Below are 21,431 nucleotides of genomic sequence, written 5' to 3'. Positions count from 1 at the left end.
CTCGTCATCAATCCGTTTTGCGGCTGGCAGCAGGAGCGGTGCCGGGCCTCTGGCCGCGTCCCTTTGACTGTTCCTTGGCCGTATGCCGCGCGGGCTTCGAGAACGCTATGCGCAGATCGTTGAGCATGGTGGCGAAGGGGCGCGACAACGCGTCCCTTCGGCCGACCAGCACATAATCATGATGGGGCTGCATTAACACCGGCTCGAGCCGCTTCACGAGTTCGCGAAGCCGGCGCCGGATGCGATTGCGCTCGGGGGCGTTGCCGTTCTTTTTGGTGACGGTGAAGCCGATTCTGATCGGGCCGCTGTCGTCGCGGGGGCGGCTTTGCAGGACGAACGCGGGACTATTCACCCGCGCGCCATTGGCAACGGCGAGGAAATCCGCCCGCTGCCTCAGCCGATCCATGATGAAATCCCAAAAAGGGGGTCTGGCTCAGGCGCTCAGACGCTTGCGGCCGCGGGCGCGGCGGGCGGCGAGAACCTTGCGGCCGCCGGCAGTGGCGAGACGGGCACGGAAACCGTGACGGCGCTTGCGCACCAGTTTGCTGGGTTGATAAGTCCGCTTCACGGGTTTTTCTCCGCTGACCGGGCAATTTGCCTGTAGAATTGATGGTAAAGTCCCAACGATGCGGCCCAAAACGGGCCCTTTTTCGGCCCCAAGAGAGCCGCTCCCGGCGTCACACCGGGTCATCGCGGACAATTCGGGCGGCTTATATGCGAGCGCTCCCTTTTCGTCAACGCCGCGAGAGCGCAGGATTGCGCTGAATATCGCTGATTGTGCGGGGTTTTTAATCGTTGAGGTGGCGACTCGCCTTATCAGCGCCTACATCCCACCTTGGGAGATTAGCGATCCGTAATTTGACCGGACCGGGGGCGGGCCGCATCCTTCCTCCGCCAGATCGTTCACCGGCCAACTCAGTCGGGCCAAGTCAGTGAGGACGAATTTCGTGGCAGCGACAGACCTCCAGCCGATCCAGGATACGGATCAGCGGGACCCGCCGGCGATGCGGCCGCGTGGGCCTGCCGGCTTGGGGCTGTCAGGCAAGCTGCTGCTGCTCACGGTCCCCCTGGTGATGATCGCGGCCATCCTGCTCTACGTGCCCGCCATCGCCAACTTCTGGGTCAACCGGCTGAACGACCGCGTGGCCGCCGCCAACACGGCGGCGCTGGTGCTCGACGCCGCCCCGCTCGGCATGGTTCCCGATTCGCTGTCGCGCGAGATCCTGAAAAGCATCAATGCCCGCGCCGTCGCCATCAAGATGGGCCAGCAGCGCCGGCTGCTCGCCAGCGACAATCTGCCCGCCGCGATCGAGCACGACGTTGATCTCCGCGACATGACCGTATGGGAGGCGATCACCGGCTCGATCCAGATGATGCTGGAGACCGGCAACCAGGCCATCCGCATCGTCGGCCCCGGCGTCGGCAACGCCCAGTTCGTCGAGATCGTGACCGACGAATTGCCGCTGCGGCAGTCGATGTACCGCTTCTCCCGCAATGTCGTCGTGGTCGCGCTGATCATCGGGGTCTTGACCGCGGGCCTCGTCTATCTCGCGCTCCACTATCTCTTCGTGCGGCCGATGCGGCGGCTCACCGCGAGCCTGGTCGGCTTCCACGAAAACCCCGAGAGCTCGGCGCGGATCATCGTGCCGAGCCAGCGCAGCGACGAGATCGGGGTCGCCGAACGCGAATTGTCGGACATGCAGCGCGATTTGATGTCGATGCTGCATCAGAAGAGCCGGCTTGCCGCCCTCGGCCTCGCCGTCTCCAAGATCAACCACGATCTGCGCAATCTGCTGGCGTCGGCGCAGCTTTTGTCGGACCAGCTTGCCAGCGTGCCGGATCCGCGGGTGCAGCGCTTTGCGCCCAAGCTCGTGCGTTCGCTCGAGCGCGCCATCGCCTTCTGCCAGTCGACGTTGTCCTACGGCCGCGCCCAGGAGGCCTCGCCCGACCGCCGCATGATCCTGATCGAGCCTGTCGTGCTCGAGGTGCGCGAGACCGCCGGCCTTGCCAGCGATGCCTCGATCGCCTGGGTCGCCGCGATCGAGCGCGGGCTCGCGGTCGATGCCGACCCCGACCAGCTGTTCCGCGTGCTGCTCAACCTCGTCCGCAACGCCGCCCAGGCGCTGGAAAGTCATTCCTCCGGCGACGGCGGCGCGCAGCAGATCCGGATCACGGGCAAGCGCGAGGGCGCCGTCGCCATCCTGGAGGTCTCCGACACGGGTCCCGGCGTCCCCCAGAAGACCCGGGACCATCTGTTCGAGGCGTTCCAGACATCGGGCCGTCCCGGCGGCAGCGGGCTTGGTTTGGCCATCGCCGCCGAGCTCGTCCGCGCCCATGGCGGCGACATCCACCTGGTCGAAGGCACTATCGGCGCCACCTTCCGGATCGTCATCCCCGACCGTCCCGTGGAACTGCTCTCCATCCGCAACGAGCGGGCGCGGGCGTAAGTCGAGTCGGTCAGCGGCCGAGCAACGGCGTCATTCCGGGGCGGCGCAAAGCGCCGAACCCGGAATCCGGAGGTTTGGGGTCGAGATTCCGCACTTCTCGCTTCGCGAGCCCGGAATGACCCGGGCGAAGTCGTCATTTCTCTACAAAATCTCCCCATCCCGGACCTTGCCAATCGGGACAAGAGCGGTTAGTCAGAGCGCTCTTTCGCACCCCTCCGGCGCTGTCCGGAGGCTGCCTGCGGGCCCAGCCCGCACTGTCCGCGAAAAACGCGCCCGTAGCTCAGCTGGATAGAGCATCAGACTACGAATCTGAGGGTCGGACGTTCGAATCGTTCCGGGCGCGCCATTTTCCCACCATTCAGTACAGAACCGCGAACTCTTGCAGAGCTCTCGTATGGATCGGTGCCTATTTGATACCCGATCGGCATCTGAGGTTGGCGCCGACGCCTCAGCGGATCATAGTCTTCCGCTCCGCTCCGTCTCGCCTGGGCACCAGTTCGACCGCCAAAAGGGTTGGCTGGAGCAGGACGGCGAACTCTTCGAGCGGTAGCGGCGGAGAAAAAATATAACCTTGCGCCATGGTGGCGCCGTTTTCGGCCGCGAACCGAAGGTCTTCGGCCGTTTCGACGCCTTCAACGACCGTTTCGAACCCCAATTCGTCCGCAAGTCCGAGCGCCAGGCGAAGAATCGTCTGCTTTTCGCGGTCTCCCGCGACACCCGCCACGAGCGTGCGATCGAGCTTCACGGCGTCGAAGGGGAGCCTCGCCATCGTCGAAAGATTCGAATAGCCGGCTCCGAAATCGTCCATTGCGAAGCGTATGCCCAATTGCCTGAGCAGGCTTATTCTCTCGCGCACGACATCAGGATTGCGCATCGCGACCGACTCTGTGATCTCGATCTCGAGGTTTGGCGGCGGGAAGTCGGCCTCGCGAACGGTCGTGATGATATCCCTGATGAACAGCGGGTCTTCGATTTCCGTCGCCGCGACATTTACGGCGAGCACGAGGTTCGAGCCGGCCCGGATCAAGCCCCCGATTTCGGCGAGCGCGCGCCTGAGCACGAAGCGGTCGATCTCCATGATGAGGCCGATCTCTTCCGCGATCTTGATGAAGCGCTGAGGAGGAATGTCGCCCTCCTTCGGGTGATGCCAGCGCGCCAGCGCCTCCACCCCTAGGATGCGGCCATTCGCGCAGGACACCTTGGGCTGGTAGTGGACGACGAGCTCTTCATTGCGGATCGCCAGGGCGAGATCGGTTTCGAGCGCATGGCGGGCACGCGCGACCTCTGCGAGATCCGGAGTGAAGAACGCGTAGGTATTGCGTCCCGAGCTCTTCGCGACGTACATCGCAAGGTCGGCGCGGATCAGGAGATCGTCATAGGTTGTGCCATGGGTGGGACAGATCGCGATGCCGATGCTGACGCCGATCGTTGCATGGTTGCTCTGGAGCTTGAAGGAAACCTGCAGCGTCTCGATCATCTCGCGGGCACTGAGGCTCGCGGCCTCGACCGTCTGCACCCCAGCGATGATGGCGACGAACTCGTCGCCCCCGACCCGGGCGAGCAGACATTTGCCGGCAGCGCCCTTGGACGTCAGCAAATTGCTCAAGCGCTCGGCCACCATCCTGAGCAGCTCGTCGCCAGCCTTGTGCCCGAAAGTGTCGTTGATGGATTTGAAGCCATCCAGGTCGAGGAAGAACAGCGCTGCGCCCTCTTCCGCGCCGATGAGCGCTGGCGCATCGACGCGCATCTTCTCCCGATTGGGAAGGCGGCTCACCGTGTCGTAGAAAGCGAGCTGGCGAATTCTTTGAGTGCTGGCCCGCAAATGCGTCAGCATTCGCTCGAATGCGAGGCCGAGGCCGCGGACCTCGCCGATGCCCGTTGCGCGGAATTGAACGTCGAGATTGCCACCCGCGATTTCCTGGGCGGTCTTGGCGAGCGCTGAAAGTCCTTTCGTGAGGTGCCTCACGGCGGCCAATAGCGCGACGACCAAGGCACCGAGCGCCAGCGCCGCGGATGCCAGGAACTGCCACATCAGCGAACGCGTATGGGATGCGCCGATCTGGAACATCTGATCGCGTGTCGTCGTCACCAGCGATGCGCTCGCGAACGTACACACCTTGAGCGTCGCCTCGTAATCGACACAGCGCGCGACGTAGTTGCCGTCATCCGAGCGCTGCAGCCCGGTCAAACGCGTCCTGGCGCCGCTGAATCTCACCCCTTCAGGCCCCGCGGAAGACACGATCTCGTTGTCACCCGTGATGATGACCACGCCGGCATTGGCTAGCGAAGTGAAGTTCTCGAGAGTCCGTTCCGTGCGGCCGAGCGGTCGGATGGCGGCAAGCGCGCCGATGAGGTCGCCGAAGTCGTCGAACACGGGCTCGGTCGCGGTGTGCGCTATGGTGTGGCGCTGCGGCAGGCCGAGCGCTGACAATTCACGCAATTTGAACTCATTGATGCCTTCCTCACCCCGCGGGTGCGAGCGGCTATTGTCCTTGAGGATCGCGTTGAGATTGACAGAGAGAGCGGTACTCTCGAGCGCCCGGTTGAGCGCGAGGAGGTCGAGGGGCGTGTTGGCGCCGATCACGCGACCGGTTTCGTCGAAGGCGATCAGCCTTTCGAAGCCGGAGGTCGAAGCAACGATGCTGAGCAGCTCGCGGATAGTCACATCGTTGTTCGAGGCGACCGCCTTGGCGACATCGGCGCGCTGAGCGATCTGACGCAGGCGAGATGCGGTTTCTGCGCCCAGGACCTCGATTCGCGCTCGCGCCAACTGCGCCTCGCCGTCGAGGCGATGAGCGAGCTGGTCTTCTGAGAGTTCACCCAGTGCCCCAGCCTGATGCCTCAGTTGCTGCTGCAGGCGTAGCGCCGTCAAGCCGCCGATGAGGCCGAGCCCGAGGACGCCGGTCGCGAGCACGACGGCAACAAGGCGCATGGCGATAGACGAGGGGAAACTCGGAATCCCGGACGGAACGGCCCAACGACGCCAGCGGGGCGGCGCCCTCGATGCCTCTGCCATATCCGGGTCAGTCGCCACCACCGCCAGCACCCTGAACTTATGGGGGCCGGTCAATGTCGCTCATTGAGGCCCCTTCCAGGCACCAACCTTAGGCGAGTGGAACACCCAAAATCGTCAATTTGATCGTCTATTTGTGGCCGGTTAATTAGCAAATGGTTTTTTTAAACCGTCAGATTTTGTGCTTTTCACTTTCTGTCCGCCACGGATGATTCCAAAAGGCACGGCGTTGCGACAACAGATGGTTTAGGTTTCTTTGCCAGATTGCGCACCTCGTGCTTCGAAGGGGTTTGCCATGGCATTTTCGAGGATAACGGCGGCAATTTTGGGCCTCTGCCTTGCGGGGGTGAATGCCGCTAGCGCCGAAACACGCAGGCTCGACATCGTCGGGACCGGAGACGGCATCGATGTCCTGCGCGTCATCGCCGCGAGCTTCATGCAGCAGGAAGGATCGCCACAGATCGAGGTCCCGCCGAGCATCGGTTCTGGCGGAGGCATCGCGGCCGTGGGGTCCGGCAAGGCGATCTTAGGGCGCGTCGCACGCCGCCTGACCGACGCCGAAGCGGCTTCCGGCATCGTCTACAAGGAGATCGCCCGCCTGCCCTCGGCTTTCATCGTCCATCCCGGCTGTGGAGTGAGTGCCGTCACAAGCGATCAGCTCGTTGCGATCTATTCGGGCCGCCTCGCGAATTGGAAGGAGCTTGGCGGCGCCGATATGCGCATCCGCGTCGTGCGGCGCGAGGACCAGGACAGCACTCTCACCGTGCTACGGGCCAGCATGCCCGGCTGGCATGATCTCGAGATCACCGAGAAATCGAAGACGGCGACGACCACACAGGAAGCGATCGAGACGGTTCGCGATGTTCAAGGCGCGATCGGCTTCGGCCCCTTCTCGCGGCCGTTGGAACAAGGGCTCACAGTGCTTCGCGTGGACGGCCACTACCCGACCGACGCGGATTATCCCTCGAGCGCGGTGCTGGCGCTGATCTATTTAAGCACGTTGCAGGATCCGGACGCCTTGGCCTTTCTACGCTTTGCCGATACCCAGAAGGCGGCCGACGTCATCACCAGCCTCGGTAGTCTGCCCGTCAAGCCGTGAGCCGCCGGCGCTGCTTAGCTCGGCATCGGCTCACAGACCGGGGCGATGAGGCTGCTCCCGGCTTCGCCATAGACGGGTGATCTTGTCCATCAGCGATGGGGTTTGAGAGCTCGGCAGGAAAGGATCGGCGTAGCATTGCGCATTGGCCGCGCGTGCCTTGTTCTTGACGATATCGACGAGACCAACGGGGCCGGCGACGTAGACCGTATCCTCCAGCCCGAGCAGAGGCAGGTAGTGCGATGGGCGCCCAGGCCTGATCGGCAGGGTAGATCCGACCTCCGTCGTCGCAATGACGTCGCGGACACCGTCGTCGATCAGCCACTGCAACGAGGGAAGCATATAGAGGTTATCGGCATCCCGGCTGCCGGCGACGACCGCCATCTCGCGGTTGCGCTGGGTCGAACGCGCCGAGCGGGCCAGCGCCCAGATCGGGGCCCAGCCTGCTCCGCCGGCGACCAGCACCAGCGGCCCCTGGCCCTGTCGCAGATAGGCTTGTCCGAAGGGGCCTTGCACATGTGCCGCATGGCCGGGCCTGATGGCCTTGCCGATCTGCCCCGACACCGTGCCGTCAGGCAGGCGCCGGATGTGGAAGACGAGTTCGACTTGCTTGAAGGAGCCATCGAGCCTGAAGGTCGGGCTGAACTCGCGCGCAGGATAGCCGGAAAACTTGACGCGCACATATTGGCCCGGCCGAAACTCGAGCGGCGCTGAGGTCGTCAGCACGACTTCGGCGATCTCTGGCGAGAGCTCGTTGATCTCGGTAACGGCGCACGCCCGCTTCATCGGTAGCGGCAATTCTTCGAATTCGATCTCCGCATCGCCCGCGACCGCGGCCTGGCAGGCGAGCACAGTGCGGCCATGGCCCGAGCCGCCGTCATCGACCGAGCCCGAAACGACCGTCACCCGGCAGCTCTGACATTGTCCCGATCTGCAGTCGTGTGGAATGAGGATCGAGCCGCCGAGCGCCGCGTCGATCAGGCTTTCGCCGGCGCGGGCTTCGACGAGCTTGCCGTTGAGGACGAGCCGACAATGCGTCTTCATCGCGAGGCCTCTGGGCGCCGCGAATTCCTGCGGGCAGGCCGCTGCTCGCCGCGCCGGAATGCGATGCGCGGTTGAGGGCGAAGCGATGCTTCAGCGCAGCCGCGCCGTAGTGGCCTCCGGTCGAGCACGTCGCCCCCCAAGAGACGCCTAGTTCTGCGTGACGACACGCACCGGGCGATTATGGCTCGCATGCCGCGTCTGTGCATGGTCGAAGACCGCGACCCACATGTAGAGATCGTGGGCTGGCACGAAGGCTTTGTCATATCTGCCATCGCTTTTCATGTTGCGCGTCAGCTCGAGCGTCCAATGTCCGTTGCTCCATTTTGAAACCCCGGTGACATTGGCCCGCTCTCCTTCGTTGTCGCCAGCAATAATCACGCCGGGCAGGATCGTGCCAACGGGAATCCTCGCGTCGGCCTCTGGAGTGTAGGGTTCGCTCTCCCCGTCGAACATGTACCAGCGGCCGCTCTCGTCGTCGCTGCTGTCGGGATTAAGATCGAATTTGCTGAGGGCTGCGACCTGCGCCTTCCAGTCCTTGGGAAGCCGCAGAACCGTGACGGGCCCCTTGTCGTTCCTGTGGATGAACTTGAAGTTATACGAATAAAGAGCGCGACCAGGCTTGTTCCAATAGCCGCCTTGGTAGCGGGCATCGTAATTTTGCTCGTCCAAGGTCGGGGCGTAGGGCGGGCCGATATATTGGCTGTCGACACGCCCGAGCATGCCCCCGCGCGACGCCTTCCACTGCCACATGTCTATGTAGCTGGCATCCGTCGTGTAGTGGAAGCCCCGGCCGTTGATCGGCATCGGCTTGCCGGGCAGCGGGTTGGTGCCGAGATCCGTCGCGCCTGCGCCGCCGAGCGATGGATTATCCGAGAAAATGACCGCCAGTTTATCCTCGTAGAAGTCGACGGCGTCTTGCAGGCCCGCACGCTCGTCGAGGACGTGCCAGCCATCCTCTTTCTTGATGATCGGAATGCGGCGCAGGGAGCGCGTGGGGTCCTCCCAGCGGAAGGCGAAATAGATCTTCTGCCCGTCGTGCAGGGCGCGCACCTCCACGAGCGATTCGCCCGATCCGCCGAGATTGGCACCCTGCTGCGTGCGGATGAAGACGGGGCGCGCGCGCGACCAGGCGGGATCGCCCATGGCGCCGTCCAGCTTGGGCGCGTCGCTCACCCGCGCGACGACGAGCGTATCGCGCGTCGCCCAGTCGAGCCCGGCGACGCCGCACGCGACTGCCACCCCGATCGCAGCGGCGACGAGAAGAGGCCTCGGCCGCACGGCCTTCGTGATCGCGAGCGGCGCCGGCCGAAACACGCGGAAAATCTGCTGCCAGCCGCCATAGAGAAAATGCGCGACGACATGCGCGAAGATATAGACGAGCGCGACGAAGGCGGCGGTCGAGTGGAGATAGGCCCACCAGCCGCCATAGCCGAGATACATCATCACGCCCGTCCCCGTGAGGAAGATCACGAGCGCATAGACGAACCAGTGCAGGATGATGTTGACGGCTCCCCATTTGAGGCGAGCTGGAGCGCGCATCGCGAGGATCCGCGTCTTCTTGGGGCTGTTGCGCTCGACGAGGCCGCTGCGCGCGAGGTAGGCGACGTAGGCCGACCCGCAGAAGAAGACGGCGAGTCCCGCGAGGAAGTGCCAGGAAAAGATCTCGCCCTGCGGCAGGACCGGAGCGAGCCATTTCGAGAAGGGGGCGCGCAGCGCGTCCGCTGCGATGCGTATGCCGGTAACGAGGCTTACGACGAATGCGAGCGCGGTCGCCCAATGGAGCGTTATCGTGCCGACATCCGTGCGTGGCGGGCTTTCGCCAGTCTTTGTTTGAGCGAGGCTTCTCTCGGTCAAGGCGTCGGCGTTCGTTCGAGCGGTGACATTGTTCAATTGCATAAAGCTTACCCACGCTAAACCGGCAAAGCTACAGCGTCCGCTTTTCGCTTCCCAGAAAAGCGGGCAGCTGCGAACAAGCTACCTCCGCGATATCATAAGCAAGTTATCAAGTCTGGCGAGATTGCTCGTTTCGCGACAATTCGTCTCCGGTCGGCTATCCGCGCGAACATCACGAGGTTTCTGCTGGTGGGCAGTTTTGCTCCCCCTCGGTGACACCCTGCTGGTCGAAGGCGATCAGGCGGCTGTTGGCGATGGCAACGCGGTGGGTGTAGCGCGACAGATCGGCGAGCATGGCCTCGGGCCCGCCGAACGGCCGCTTTGCGTAGACGACCCACTCCGCTTGCGCAGTGGCGCCAGAAAGGCTGCGAGGCATTGAGATTTGGCGAGATGGGCGTGGTCGCCGAAGAAGCTAGGTGGCGGATCGCTAAACCACGTCCATCATAAACTCGGCGGAAACCGTTGGGGGACGTAGGTAGCCTTCGGTGAGTCGACCCTCCCAGCAGCTTGAATTTGTATAACAATTTCAATTATATACGAGCTCTCGGCTTTGTTCTGAATGGCGCGCCATTTGCGGTGGTAAGTTGTCCCATGCGTCCTATCGATCGTCTGTTCTCCTGCCTCGCCCTGTTCCTTGCAATCGCAGCCGTTCCGGTCGCTCCCGTGCGCGCGGCCGAGACCTGCCCGTTCATCAGCGCCCAGGAGCTCGCCCGTGCGATGCCGGCGCTCACATGGTCGCTGATTTCAAATCAGGACGGTCGCGGCTGCATCTACCAGGCCGGGCGCGGTGACACGATGATGCTGACCGTGTTCCGCAATCCCGACAAGGACCGCGCCAGGGAATTGTACGCGACCTTCGTCAAGACGCTCGGCGAGCGCATGCCGCTGAACGCAGTGTCCGGGATCGGCGAGGAAGGCCAGGGCGGAACGAGCGCCGCCGGCGCGCAGCGCCAGGAGGCCTCGGTCGTCGCCTTGTCCGGCGACTACATCCTGCAGATCAGCGTCTATCCGATCGGCCGGCGTGCCGACGATGCGCTGCTCGGACCGATCACCGAAGCCGCGCGCGTTGCCATCGGGAATGTAAGCAAGAGCAGCGAGCGGTTCGGCAATTGCGAGTGGCTCACGGCCGCGGATGCCGACGGCTTTCTCGACAAGGGCACGCTGACGGTCCAGCGGACCGGCGCGGGCAGCTGCATGATGTTCGATCGCGAGGCCAACACCATGACCGTCGCGGTGATCGCAATCTCGCGCGACACCGTCGTCAGCATGATGAAGCGCACGGGCCCGTGCAAACACGTGGCGATACCCGAGCTCGGCAGTGAAGCGTTCGGCGAGCATTCCTGCACCAAGGGCAACGGCAACGCCGTCAACATCTATGTCTGGAAGAACGGCAGGCAGGCTTCGATCCTGTTCGCGCCGGTCAAGCCGCATCCTGAGTCCGGCTCGGTCGAGCGCCTGAAGGCGGTCGCCGGGCGAGTCTATGGAAAACTGTAACGGCGCCGCGTGACAGCGCACGCGCACGCGCCCGTGGCTCGGCTGGATAGAGCGTCAGACTGCGCACAGTGGCACAGCGAAACAATAGTGCCCATCTTCATCGGCCGTGGCGCGCCATTTCCGCTTCGTTTGCGATGCCGCCAATCAATTGTGGCCTTTGCTGCGCTTGCCTTGGCCTATGGGATCCTTGCGACAACGTTGGGCCGGTTTTTCTCGAGCCAGGCGACGGCCTCGGGTCCATCGACGACGCACTCGAAGGTTTCCCAGGTCGGGTCCTCCAGGGATTCCGATTGCAGTCGCTTCGCCGCATACTCAACGAGGTCGTGCAAGCCTTCGTATCCACGTCGGTGCTCGAGGGATTCTGCAATCGCCGTGCTGGACCATCCTCGTTGGGCCAAATCGATGATGCTCGGAGCATTAGCCTCGTTGAACCACGGTGTGGCATCGAACTCGATACAGCGGACATTGTCGGCGGTATGGCACGTGGCGTGAATCATTGGATTCCTCCCTCTAGGCTTTGACAAGGTCCCCCAACAAGTTGGCCGCCACCATGAGCTTGGCGAGCGTCAGGCCGCCGGCGGCAATCTCCTCGACCGCGCGGCGGATGCGCGTCGCCTCGGGATGAGCCGCAAGCCAGGTCTCCACGGCCTGCTGACCGGATTGGCCGGTTGCCAGCATATCTGCGGTCAGGCGTCTTTCGGCTGCCGCGATCAGTTCGACGGCGCGGTCGATGGCCAGGCGTTCGAAATGATCGCTGACCGGCACGCTGCGCGCGGCGGCGATGATGCGGTCGAGACGGAAATTGGCCTCAGTGGCAAAGAACGTCGCAGTGGCATCGCGGATGCTGCGGCCGGTGCGCTCGGCGACCGTCACGATGTCAGGCGCCGAGACCAGGGCGTCGAGGTCCGCCAATTCGCCGGCGAGGCCGGTCGGGACGCCGGCATCGGTCAGCTCCTGCCGGCGCTTGCCGCGCGCGGCTTGCAGGTCCGGCGGCAGGGCGTCGTCGAGGGAGGCTGCGATCTCGCGGACGGCAGGGCCAAACCGGGCGTTGATCGCGCTCAGCCCATCCTTGAAATCGACATTGCGCACGTACCAGACCATGCGGGAGAGCAGGAGATCCTGGATCGTCGCGTAGAGGCTGAGCTGCAACTGCCCGTCAATACGTGTGTCGAGCGCGTCGATCGCGTCGTTGAGTCGCCTGAGCTCGTAGATCGCGTCCACCGCCACCTGCGCCATGACGATGGTCGAGATATCGGCGTCGGTCTCGTCGGTCAGGCGCACGATGCAGGCCGGGCCCCCGCGGTTGATCACGGCATTGACGAGACTGGTCGCGATGATCTCGCGTCGGAGGCGATGGTGCTCGACCGCGGTCGGGAATTTGTCGAGAACCTCGCGCGGAAAATACAGCGACAGTCTGCGGGCGAGATAAGGATCATCCGGCACGCCGGTGAGGAGCAGGTCTTCGTAGAGCGTCAGCTTGGCGTAGGCGAGCAATACGGCGAGCTCCGGCCGTGTCAGGGCCTGGCCGCGCCTCGTGCGCTCAGCGATCGCTGCATCGTCGGGCAGGAATTCCACGGCACGGCTGAGCAGGTGACGCTGCTCGAGCGACTGCATCAGGCGGGTGAGGAAGCCGGTCTCGGCCACGCCCTTGCGTTCGGCAAGCGAGAGCGCCAGCGTCTGGAGGTAGTTGTTGCGCAGCACCAGCGTGCCGACTTCATCGGTCATCGCGGCGAGCAGGGTGTTGCGGTCAGCCGGGCTGAGGCGTCCCTCGCGCTCGGGGCGCGCCAATGCAATCTTGATGTTGACCTCGACGTCGGAGGTATTCACGCCGGCGGAATTGTCGATCGCGTCGGTGTTGAGCTTGACGCCCGTCTGCGCCGCTTCGATGCGGCCGCGCTGGGTGACGCCGAGATTGGCGCCTTCGCCGATCACCCTGGCGCGAACCTCGGTCCCGGTGATGCGGATCGGATCATTGGCGCGGTCGCCGGCCTGATCGTCGCTCTCCGCCGACGCCCGGATGTAGGTGCCGATGCCGCCGAACCACAGCAAGTCCGCGCGCGCCTTCAGGATCGCCGTCATCACCTCGAACGGTGTGGCCTGCTCCCTGTCGAGATCGAGCAGGGTGCGCACTTCCGGTGCCAGCGGGATCGCCTTGAGCGTGCGCGAGAACACGCCGCCGCCCCGCGAGATCAGCGTCTTGTTGTAGTCCTGCCAGCTCGATCGCGGCAGGTCGAACAGGCGCTTGCGTTCGGCGAAGCTGATCGAGGGATCAGGCGAGGGATCGATGAAGATGTCGCGGTGATCGAATGCCGCCACCAGCTTTGTCGCCGGCGAGAGCAGCATGCCATTGCCGAAAACGTCGCCGGACATGTCGCCGACGCCGACCACGGTGAAAGGCATGGTCTGAATGTCGGTGCCGAGCTCGCGGAAGTGGCGCTTGACCGCTTCCCAGGCGCCGCGCGCCGTGATCCCCATCTTCTTGTGGTCGTAGCCCTGGCTGCCGCCGGAGGCGAAGGCATCGCCGAGCCAATGGTTCTTCTCGGCCGAAATCGCATTGGCGATGTCGGAGAAGGTGGCGGTGCCCTTGTCGGCGGCGACGACGAGGTAGGGGTCGTCGCCGTCATGCCGCACGGTCAAGTCGGGCGGCACGACGACGTCGCCGTCGAGATTGTCGGTGAGTTCGAGCAGCGAGCGAACGAAGATGCGATAGGCTTCGGTGCCCTCCGCGAGCCACGCCTCGCGATCGGAGGGCGGCGGCAGCCGCTTGGGCACGAAGCCGCCCTTGGCGCCGACCGGCACGATCACGGCGTTCTTGACCTGCTGTGCTTTCACCAGGCCGAGGATCTCGGTGCGGAAATCCTGCGGCCGATCGGACCAGCGCAAGCCACCGCGCGCAACCTTGCCGAAGCGCAGGTGAATGCCTTCGACGCGGGTTGAATAGACGAAAATCTCATAGAGTGGTCGGGGAGGGGGCAGGTCCTCGATCTTGCGCGCGTCGAACTTGAAGGAGATCACCGGACGCGGATGTCCGTCCCGGCCGACCTGCCATAAATTGGTGCGGATGGTCGACTGCACCAGATTGGTGAAGCGGCGCAGGATGCGGTCTTCATCGAGCGAGGCGACGGATTTGAGCTGCTCCTCGATTTCGGCAAGCAGAGTTGTCTCGCGCGCCGAACGCTCGCGATCGGTCAGGACGAGGCGCGGATCGCGGCGGGCCTGGAACAGCGCGACGAGGTTGGCTGTGATCGCGGCGTTCTTGCGCAAGGTCTCCCACATATAGTCCTGGGTGAACGGAGCGCGGATCTGGTGCAAATAGCGCGACAGCGCCCGGATGGTCGAGACTTCCCGCCAGCCCAGGGCCGTGCGCAGGATCAGGGCGTTATATCCGTCGGATTCGGCGCGATCGGTGACCACCGCCATGATTGAGGCTTCCAGGCGATGGCTGAATTCCCGGTTGATCTCGATCGGCTGGCCGTCGCTGGTCTCGATCGTCATGTCGTGCAGCCATACCGGCTCGGGCCTGTTGCCGGGCACGATCTGATAGGTGCGTTCGTCGACCACGCGCAGGCCGTGATTTTCGATCACCGGCACGCGATAGGACAGCGACAGCGGCGCGGCATCCGAGAACACCTTCAGGCCGAAGCGCCTGGGATCGTCCTCCTCGAAGCGGTGAACCGAAATCGTCACCGGGCGGGCCGGGGTGAGCTTCTCGATGGTGGCGATATCGGCGATCGCCTGTTCCGCCGTGGATACCTCGGTATAGCCGCCGGTAAAGGCCTGGGCATAGCGATTGGCGAGCATGCGCGCCCGCATGCCATCGGTCGACGCAGCCAGCGCGGCCTTCAGCTTGTCGGCCCAGGTCGCGGCAATGGCGCTGATCCCGGCTTCCAGCGCGGCGCGCTCGACGGCGGGGGTCTTACCTTCATAACGTCCGATGATGTAGTGGACGCGCGCCAATGCTCCTTCGGGGAAGGATACGTAGGAGGCCGACAGCGTCCCCCGGTAGGCCTGCGCCAGGAAGTTGGCGACGCGCGTGCGCACGTCGGTGTCGTATTTGTCGCGTGGAATGAAGACGAGGATGGAGACGAAGCGATCGAACTTGTCGACCCGGGCCAGCGCCCGGACGCGGGGGCGCTCATAGAGGATCAAAATCTCCATGACGAAATTGAAGAGGGTGTCGACGTCGACCTGGAATAGCTCGTCGCGCGGATATTCCTCGAGCATATGCATCAAGGCCTTGCCCGAATGGCTGTTCGGGTCGAAGCCGGCGCGCTGGAGCACCCGTGTCACCTTGTGGCGGATATAGGGGATCTGTCGTGCCGAGCGCGTATACGCGCCCGAGGTGAACAGGCCGACGACACGCAATTCGCCCTCGAGCCGGCCGTCGGGCGCATAAAGCTTGATGCCGACATAATCCATCCGGATGCGGCGATGAACCCGGCTGTTCACATTGGCCTTGATGACGATCAGCAGGGTCGGCTCGCGCATGAACTCGCGAATTTCCGATGTCATCACCACCATTTCGTTGCCGCGGCGCAGGACCTTCGCATCGGGATCGCGCAGGATGCCGAGACCCTCGGCGGTCGTGATGTCGTCCGACCCATCGCTGTCGGGCGAGAAGCGATATTCGCGCACGCCGAGAAAGGTGAAATTGTCGGCGCACAGCCATTGCAGGAACTGATTGGCCTCGGCGACCTCGTCGATCGGCAGCGGCGGCGGATTGGACGAGAAAGTCTTGATCGCGTCCTCGACCCGATCGCGCATGGCGCGCCAGTCGACGACGCAGGCGCGCACGTCGCTCAACGTCCTGGTGAGGCCGTCAATCAGCCTGTCGCGGTCGGCGTCGGCGTCCAGGCGGGTGATGTGGAGGTGAATCAGGCTCTCGCGCGCGCCCTTTGCTCCCTCTGGGAGGGCTTCACCGTAGAAGTGCAGCAGCTTGCCCTGGTCATCGCGCTCCACCGCGATGATGGGATGAGCGACGAGGGTGACTTCGATGCCCTGCTCGGCGATTTCCGCCATGGTGGAATCGAACAGGAAGGGCATGTTGTCGTTGAGAATTTCGAGCACGGAAATCTCGCGCCCATCCGGCATCATCGGATTGACGATGCGGATATCGGCACGACCGGCCGTGCGCCGCTGCACGTGCTCCCAGGCTTGCTCCGCCAGCAGGGCAAGCGAGGAGGCATCGTAGTTGGCGAGATCCTCGCTATTGGTGTAGCCGAACAGAAGCTCGGCAAAGGTCCGGGGGGCCCTGCCCGGCTGCACGCTTTGCGCCGCGTCGTGGATCAGAGTTGCCCGGGCCTTGTCGTCGCGCCATGCCATAGCGTCCTCCATATCCCGGCCGACGAACCGCAAGTGCGGTCAGGCGTTGTTTTTGGAGTGCGTCTCTTCGCGCGCCATCGTCTCGACCGTATTTCAATCGCGTCGGTCTTGCGGCCTTCGCGATACTAGCATCCCGAAGCCGCCATGGCGCGCAGAGTTATGAGGCGTGCTCAAGGCCGAAGTCGGCGGCGAGCATCGCTGCGCTGCGAGCGCTTGCAAAATCACAAGGAGTTTCAATTATGTAGGAGCTCGTGGCTTGGTTCTGGATGGCGCGGTCGCCCAGTACCCATCTGCGAACCCGGCCTCGTTTCGGCTGGCCAACACCGCCCTTTCGAGCACATCTTTACTGCCCGTGATCCCGATCGAGGTGTCGTCGATTCGTCGGAGATCGGGTGGTCGGCTGACGGCAGGCCGGCGGAGCCGACCTGCCGAAACCGAGAAGCCCGCCGCGGCGGTGTTGCCGCCGCGAGAACGGGCGCGATCCTTATTACTTTTTGTCGCCTATGTGGTGCGGCGACGAAGCGGGGCCGCCCGTGTAGTGATGGCCACCGGACGCGCCGTCCTTCGAAACGCCGACCGTCTCCTTCTTGCCCATGTGGTGGGGGACCTCGGTCTTCGGACCACCGCTGTAATGATGGCCGTTCTTTTCCTTGTCGGTGGTCTGCGCCATCGCCGGCACCGCCAACAGGGAAACGATGCCGATCGCAGCCAAGAGCTTCTTCGTGATCATGTCCGTTCTCCCGGATTGTGGACCCGCCATCATGAGGCGCAGCCGGGCTTTCCGCTTTGAGGGATCGCAAGCAATGAACACTTGGTAATCCTGTCGCGACCGCGGCTTTGGTTGACGTGAATCAACTCGCATCAGGCGGCGATCGTCACAATCCATCCAAATGCCAGATCTCAGGAGGATTAACGATGCGAAGCCCCACGCTTGCGGCAGCTTTGCTGCTCACGATCCTCGGCAATCCCTCGTTCGCGCAATCGCCTGCCGAGCACCAGGGTCATCATCCTGACCAGAAGGAGGCGCCGGCAGCCAAGGCGCCCGCGGCTCCGGAGCCGCCGCGCGGCACCGGACCGTCCCAGGGCATGACCAGCGGCGGCATGATGAACATGATGGGCGGCAACATGCCGATGTCGGACATGATGCGGATGATGGGCATGATGCGACAGTCCGGCGACGGCATGGAGACGATCGATCGCGTGGAGGGGCGGATCGCTTTCCTCCGGACCGAGCTCAAGATCACGGACGCCCAGGCGTCGGCCTGGAACGCGTTTGCAGACGCGCTACGCGCGAATGCCAAGGCCCTCGGCGAGCTGCGGACCTCGATGATGTCACAGGCCGGCTCCGAGCCTTTGGTAGACCGGCTGACCTGGCAGGAGAAATGGCTGTCCGCGCGGCTCGAAGCTACCCGCGCGATGAAATCCGCGTTGACCAATCTCGTCGGCAGCTTTTCCGATGAGCAGAAGAAGACCGCCGACGAGCTGCTCGCGCCGCAGATGGGCATGATGCCGGCGATGCGGGGCGGAGGCATGATGGGCATGGGAATGCAGCCCGGCAAGCCGATGCAGTGAGGCCCTGCGGGACTCGTGCCGTTGATCTGCGTCAACAATGATGGCAGCCGCGCCTCTAAGCTATCAAGCGCCATAGGAGCGTGCAGATGTCGGTGCAGGATCATTCCGGGTATCGAGAGCGCCCTCGAGAGGGCTTGTCGGTCAAGGCCAAGGCCGGCCTGGTCCTGGTGGGATTTCTGGTCATCGCGGGCGCACTCCTGTTCACCGAGCACAGGGCCCACGTGCTCGGATTGTTGATCTGGCTTCCGCTTCTCGCCTGTCCGCTGATGCACCTCTTCATGCATGGCGGACACGGTCACCACCATGGCGGCGGCCGCCCCAACGATCCAAGGAGCGCGTGATGCACGACACCGCGCCCGCCTACGGTCTCTGGAGCCTCGTCATCGTCAATTCGGTGGTCTTCATCCTGTTCGCCTACAGCTTCTTCAAGCCGCAGACCGCCCGCGACTGGCGCTCCTTCGGCGCCTTCAGCGCATTTTTGGTGGCGCTGTTCGTGGAGATGTACGGCTTCCCGCTCACCATTTACTTCCTTTCGGGATGGCTGCAGTCGCACTACCCGAACGTCGATTGGTTCTCCCATGACGCCGGGCACTTGCTCGAGATGATGTTCGGCTGGAAGACCAATCCGCACGCCGGACCGTTCCACATCCTGAGCTTCATCTTCATCGGCGCGGGCTTCGTCCTGATTTCCGCGGCCTGGAGGGTGCTGTACGATGCCCAGCAGACCCGAAGCCTCGCCACAAGCGGGCCTTACAGCTACGTTCGCCACCCCCAATACGTCGGCTTCATCATGGTGATGTTCGGCTTCCTGCTGCAATGGCCGACGATCCTGACGCTCGCGATGTTCCCGGTGCTGACCGTGATGTACGTCAGGCTGGCTCACACGGAGGAGCAGGATGCCCGAGCAGAATTCGGAGACGCCTATGTCAGATATGCGGCCGATGTGCCGGGATTCATTCCGAAGTTGAGCCGGGTCTTTGGCACTGAGTCCACTGGAGGATATCGGCATGGTTAGCCGGCGGGCGGTCGGCGCTCTGCTCGGAGGCCTCTGGCTGGCCGGTTGCTTGATCGGCATAGCGACCGCTGCGGACACCGACCTCTCAAAAACGGCAGGAGGAGTGACGGTCTACCTGGGCATCGTGCCGGCCGAGATCGTGAAGGGCCTCCCGTCGGGCTCCACCACCGAACGACCGATGCACGGGCGCACCCCAAAGGGGCCGCATGAATATCACGTCGTTGCCGCCGTCTTTGATGCAGCAAGCGGCGCGCGTATTTCTGATGCCGTCGTGACTGCGGAAGTATCAGGATTGGGCTTGTCCGGCGCCAAGAAGAAGCTTGAGCCAATGCAGATCTCGGGCACCACGACCTATGGCGGCTTCTTCGACCTTCCCGGATTTGATCTCTACACCGTGAAGCTCACTGTCGAGCGCACCGGCGCGAGTCCGGCTGCCCTGCAATTCAAGTACGACCATCGCCGGTAGACCGGTCCTTATGGTGCGGAAAAGGGCTGACCGCCTCTGTTTCGATTGGTTACACCGATGTTTGATCTTGTCCTTTCGCAGCTTGACAATCGCGATGACGTGGAGGTCGTCGAGCGCAAGGGAGCCGGTCACCCGGACACGATCTGCGATGCCCTTGCCGAGACGCTGTCCCGCAATCTCTGTCGCGAATACCTGCGCAGATTCGGCCATGTGCTGCACTACAATGTCGACAAAGCGCTACTGTGCGGCGGCAGGGCAATGCCTACCTTCAACGGCGGAAAGGTGACCGATCCGATCAGAATCCTCCTGGCAGGACGGGCCGTTACCAACGTCGGAAACGAAGCGATTCCAGTCGAGGACATTGCCATCGAGGGCTCAAGGGCCTGGCTGAAGGCCAATCTCCATGCGCTGGACGCCGATCGTCACGTCCGTATCGAGGCCCTGGTTCATCAGGGCTCGCAGGACCTGCAATCGCTGTTCTCTCGGGGGAGCGCAAGGCAAATTCCGCTTGCCAACGATACGTCTTTCGGAGTTGGTCACGCACCGCTCAGTGCGCTCGAACGCCTCGTGCTCGCAATCGAACAGGGAATTCACGGCCGCGATCGCGCGCGTGACCATCCGGCTTGGGGTGAAGACATCAAAATCATGGCTGTCCGAAGCGGAGAGGGCGTCAAGCTGACAATCGCCTGCGCCATGATCGGGCGGTTTCTTAACGACATGGACAGCTATCTGCAACAAAAGGCGGCGCTCGCCGAGTACGTCCGTGAACGCGCAAGCGAGCACGGATTTAGGGATTGCGAGGTGGCCGTCAACGCTGCTGATGATGCCCCGTCCGATAGCATCTATCTGACCGTGACCGGCACCTCAGCGGAGGCTGGCGACGACGGGCAGGTCGGTCGGGGCAATCGCGTCAATGGCCTGATCACACCTTGGCGGCCGATGAGCTTGGAGGCTGCCGCCGGCAAGAACCCCGTTAGCCACGTCGGCAAGATCTACAACATCTTGGCAAAGCGAGTAGCTGAGACATTGGTCAGCGCCATTCCGGAGGTCTCCGCAGCGCAGTGCCTCATCGTCAGCCGGATCGGTGCGCCGGTGTCCATGCCGGATCTCGTTCATCTCAGGCTGGCGACGAAGGACGGCGTTCCCCCGGAGGAGCTAAGAGAGCGAGGTGCGGAGATTGTATCGGATCACCTTGGCAGGATCCCGGAACTGGTCGGCGAGCTCGTCGCCGGAGCAACTCATGTCTACTGAGCGTCTGTTTTGAGAAAACCGAGCGAATTCAGCGAGCTGCCTGATCTAAATCAATCCAGGGGAGCCTCAAAGGCGGAGAGTGACTGCTCACACTGTTTGAGACGCAATGACCCAATCCGTCTTCACAGCCACGGCTCTGACCAAGACCTACATCTCCGGCGAGGTGGCGGTCCATGCCCTCAACAATGTCGATCTTGAGATCGCTGAGCGAGAAGTTGTCGTGCTGCTCGGCCCCTCCGGCAGCGGCAAGACGACCCTGCTCAACATCATGGGCGGTCTCGACCGGCCGACCAGCGGCAGGCTGTTCTTCCGGGATATCGACCTGACCGATCTCGAAGACCGCGAGCTCACGAAGTATCGCCGCGACCACGTCGGTTTCGTCTTCCAGTTCTACAATCTGGTGCCGAGCCTCACCGCCTACGAAAACGTGGCGTTGGTCACCGAGGTGGCCAAAAATCCGATGCGGCCGGCCGACGCCCTCGCTCTGGTCGGGCTCGAGGAGCGGATGCATCACTTTCCGGCGCAGCTATCCGGTGGCGAGCAGCAGCGCGTGGCCATAGCCCGCGCGATCGCGAAACGCCCGGCGGTGCTGCTCTGCGACGAGCCGACCGGGGCGCTGGATTCGAAGACCGGCATTCGCGTGATCGAAGCGCTGCTCGGCGTCAACCGACAGCTCGGCACCACGACAATTATCATCACGCACAACGCCAGCATCCAGCAGGTCGCCGACAGGGTGCTGTTCTTCGCCGACGGCCGCATCTCCAGGATCCAGAGGAACGAGACCCGTCGCGAAGCGGCCGAACTCAGCTGGTGACGGC

17 protein-coding genes, 1 tRNA gene and 1 pseudogene are annotated in these 21,431 nt (G+C 63.6%); 10 read left to right on the top strand and 9 right to left on the bottom strand.

All coding sequences use genetic code 11. The features are described 5' to 3' along the window. Window positions 1-7: 7 nt before the first annotated feature. Window positions 8-406, bottom strand: a complete 399-nt coding sequence (gene rnpA / locus ACE10W_RS37915; protein ID WP_271553970.1) for a ribonuclease P protein component — start codon at window positions 404-406, stop codon at window positions 8-10. Between the two features lie 27 nt (window positions 407-433). Beyond that, the gene (gene rpmH, locus ACE10W_RS37910; RefSeq protein WP_008542748.1) at window positions 434-568 is read right to left on the bottom strand and encodes a 50S ribosomal protein L34; all 135 of its coding nucleotides are present in this window, start codon (window positions 566-568) and stop codon (window positions 434-436) included. A 379-nt stretch (window positions 569-947) separates the two neighbouring features. Between rpmH and ACE10W_RS37905 the strand changes: the two genes are divergently transcribed. Together ACE10W_RS37905 and ACE10W_RS37900 are read left to right on the top strand one after the other, a co-directional pair. Further along, window positions 948-2,447, top strand: a complete 1,500-nt coding sequence (locus tag ACE10W_RS37905) for a HAMP domain-containing sensor histidine kinase (protein WP_028175987.1) — start codon at window positions 948-950, stop codon at window positions 2,445-2,447. A gap of 269 nt (window positions 2,448-2,716) precedes the next feature. Beyond that, window positions 2,717-2,793: transfer RNA gene (locus tag ACE10W_RS37900), tRNA-Arg, on the top strand. Between the two features lie 102 nt (window positions 2,794-2,895). Here ACE10W_RS37900 and ACE10W_RS37895 read toward each other — a convergent pair. After that, the gene (locus ACE10W_RS37895) at window positions 2,896-5,517 is read right to left on the bottom strand and encodes an EAL domain-containing protein (protein ID WP_304549088.1); all 2,622 of its coding nucleotides are present in this window, start codon (window positions 5,515-5,517) and stop codon (window positions 2,896-2,898) included. Window positions 5,518-5,755: 238 nt separating this feature from the next. Here ACE10W_RS37895 and ACE10W_RS37890 point away from each other — a divergent pair, with 238 nt between their 5' ends. After that, complete coding sequence (locus tag ACE10W_RS37890) at window positions 5,756-6,559, top strand: PstS family phosphate ABC transporter substrate-binding protein (RefSeq protein ID WP_028175476.1); 804 nt, start codon at window positions 5,756-5,758, stop codon at window positions 6,557-6,559. A 30-nt stretch (window positions 6,560-6,589) separates the two neighbouring features. Here ACE10W_RS37890 and ACE10W_RS37885 read toward each other — a convergent pair whose 3' ends face one another. From ACE10W_RS37885 to ACE10W_RS37875, 3 genes and pseudogenes are all read right to left on the bottom strand, one after another. After that, window positions 6,590-7,600 (bottom strand): 2Fe-2S iron-sulfur cluster-binding protein, encoded by a 1,011-nt coding sequence (locus ACE10W_RS37885; RefSeq protein ID WP_304549086.1) that lies wholly within the window; start codon window positions 7,598-7,600, stop codon window positions 6,590-6,592. Between the two features lie 147 nt (window positions 7,601-7,747). After that, a complete protein-coding gene (locus tag ACE10W_RS37880; RefSeq protein ID WP_304549084.1) occupies window positions 7,748-9,454 on the bottom strand; it encodes an ethylbenzene dehydrogenase-related protein in 1,707 nt (568 codons plus the stop codon). 250 nt (window positions 9,455-9,704) lie between these two features. After that, a pseudogene (locus tag ACE10W_RS37875) lies at window positions 9,705-9,904 on the bottom strand (transposase); the annotation flags it as partial. A gap of 180 nt (window positions 9,905-10,084) precedes the next feature. Between ACE10W_RS37875 and ACE10W_RS37870 the strand changes: the two are divergent. After that, window positions 10,085-10,987: a hypothetical protein gene (locus ACE10W_RS37870; RefSeq protein WP_304549083.1), complete on the top strand. Its 903-nt coding sequence runs from the start codon at window positions 10,085-10,087 to the stop codon at window positions 10,985-10,987. A 176-nt stretch (window positions 10,988-11,163) separates the two neighbouring features. On the opposite strand, the gene ACE10W_RS37865 is transcribed toward ACE10W_RS37870, so the two are convergent. The 3 genes from ACE10W_RS37865 to ACE10W_RS37855 form a co-directional block, all read right to left on the bottom strand. Further along, window positions 11,164-11,484, bottom strand: a complete 321-nt coding sequence (locus ACE10W_RS37865; RefSeq protein ID WP_304549081.1) for a hypothetical protein — start codon at window positions 11,482-11,484, stop codon at window positions 11,164-11,166. A 13-nt stretch (window positions 11,485-11,497) separates the two neighbouring features. Continuing rightward, window positions 11,498-16,321 carry an NAD-glutamate dehydrogenase gene (locus tag ACE10W_RS37860; protein WP_304549079.1) on the bottom strand — a complete coding sequence of 1,608 codons (4,824 nt, stop codon included), beginning with the start codon at window positions 16,319-16,321 and terminating at the stop codon, window positions 11,498-11,500. A gap of 475 nt (window positions 16,322-16,796) precedes the next feature. Further along, the gene (locus ACE10W_RS37855) at window positions 16,797-17,039 is read right to left on the bottom strand and encodes a hypothetical protein (protein ID WP_304549077.1); all 243 of its coding nucleotides are present in this window, start codon (window positions 17,037-17,039) and stop codon (window positions 16,797-16,799) included. Between the two features lie 185 nt (window positions 17,040-17,224). Between ACE10W_RS37855 and ACE10W_RS37850 the strand changes: the two genes are divergently transcribed. The 6 genes from ACE10W_RS37850 (at window position 17,225) to ACE10W_RS37825 (ending at window position 21,427) form a co-directional block, all read left to right on the top strand. Further along, complete coding sequence (locus tag ACE10W_RS37850; protein ID WP_304549076.1) at window positions 17,225-17,881, top strand: Spy/CpxP family protein refolding chaperone; 657 nt, start codon at window positions 17,225-17,227, stop codon at window positions 17,879-17,881. 86 nt (window positions 17,882-17,967) lie between these two features. Next, window positions 17,968-18,222 (top strand): DUF2933 domain-containing protein, encoded by a 255-nt coding sequence (locus tag ACE10W_RS37845; protein ID WP_060908969.1) that lies wholly within the window; start codon window positions 17,968-17,970, stop codon window positions 18,220-18,222. Next, window positions 18,222-18,896 (top strand): isoprenylcysteine carboxylmethyltransferase family protein, encoded by a 675-nt coding sequence (locus tag ACE10W_RS37840; protein WP_060908968.1) that lies wholly within the window; start codon window positions 18,222-18,224, stop codon window positions 18,894-18,896. Before ACE10W_RS37845 ends, ACE10W_RS37840 begins: the two co-directional genes overlap by 1 nt. 103 nt (window positions 18,897-18,999) lie before the next feature. Then, window positions 19,000-19,362, top strand: a complete 363-nt coding sequence (locus tag ACE10W_RS37835; RefSeq protein ID WP_244660559.1) for a hypothetical protein — start codon at window positions 19,000-19,002, stop codon at window positions 19,360-19,362. 57 nt (window positions 19,363-19,419) lie between these two features. After that, the gene (locus ACE10W_RS37830) at window positions 19,420-20,613 is read left to right on the top strand and encodes a methionine adenosyltransferase (RefSeq protein WP_304549073.1); all 1,194 of its coding nucleotides are present in this window, start codon (window positions 19,420-19,422) and stop codon (window positions 20,611-20,613) included. Window positions 20,614-20,719: 106 nt separating this feature from the next. Further along, a complete protein-coding gene (locus ACE10W_RS37825) occupies window positions 20,720-21,427 on the top strand; it encodes an ABC transporter ATP-binding protein (protein ID WP_304549071.1) in 708 nt (235 codons plus the stop codon). Window positions 21,428-21,431: the final 4 nt, after the last annotated feature.

Source organism: Bradyrhizobium sp. B025 (assembly GCF_042257955.1).
Classification (GTDB): domain Bacteria; phylum Pseudomonadota; class Alphaproteobacteria; order Rhizobiales; family Xanthobacteraceae; genus Bradyrhizobium; species Bradyrhizobium diazoefficiens.
Note: the sequence above shows the minus strand (reverse complement) of the source record. Positions and strands in the feature narration are given on the sequence as shown.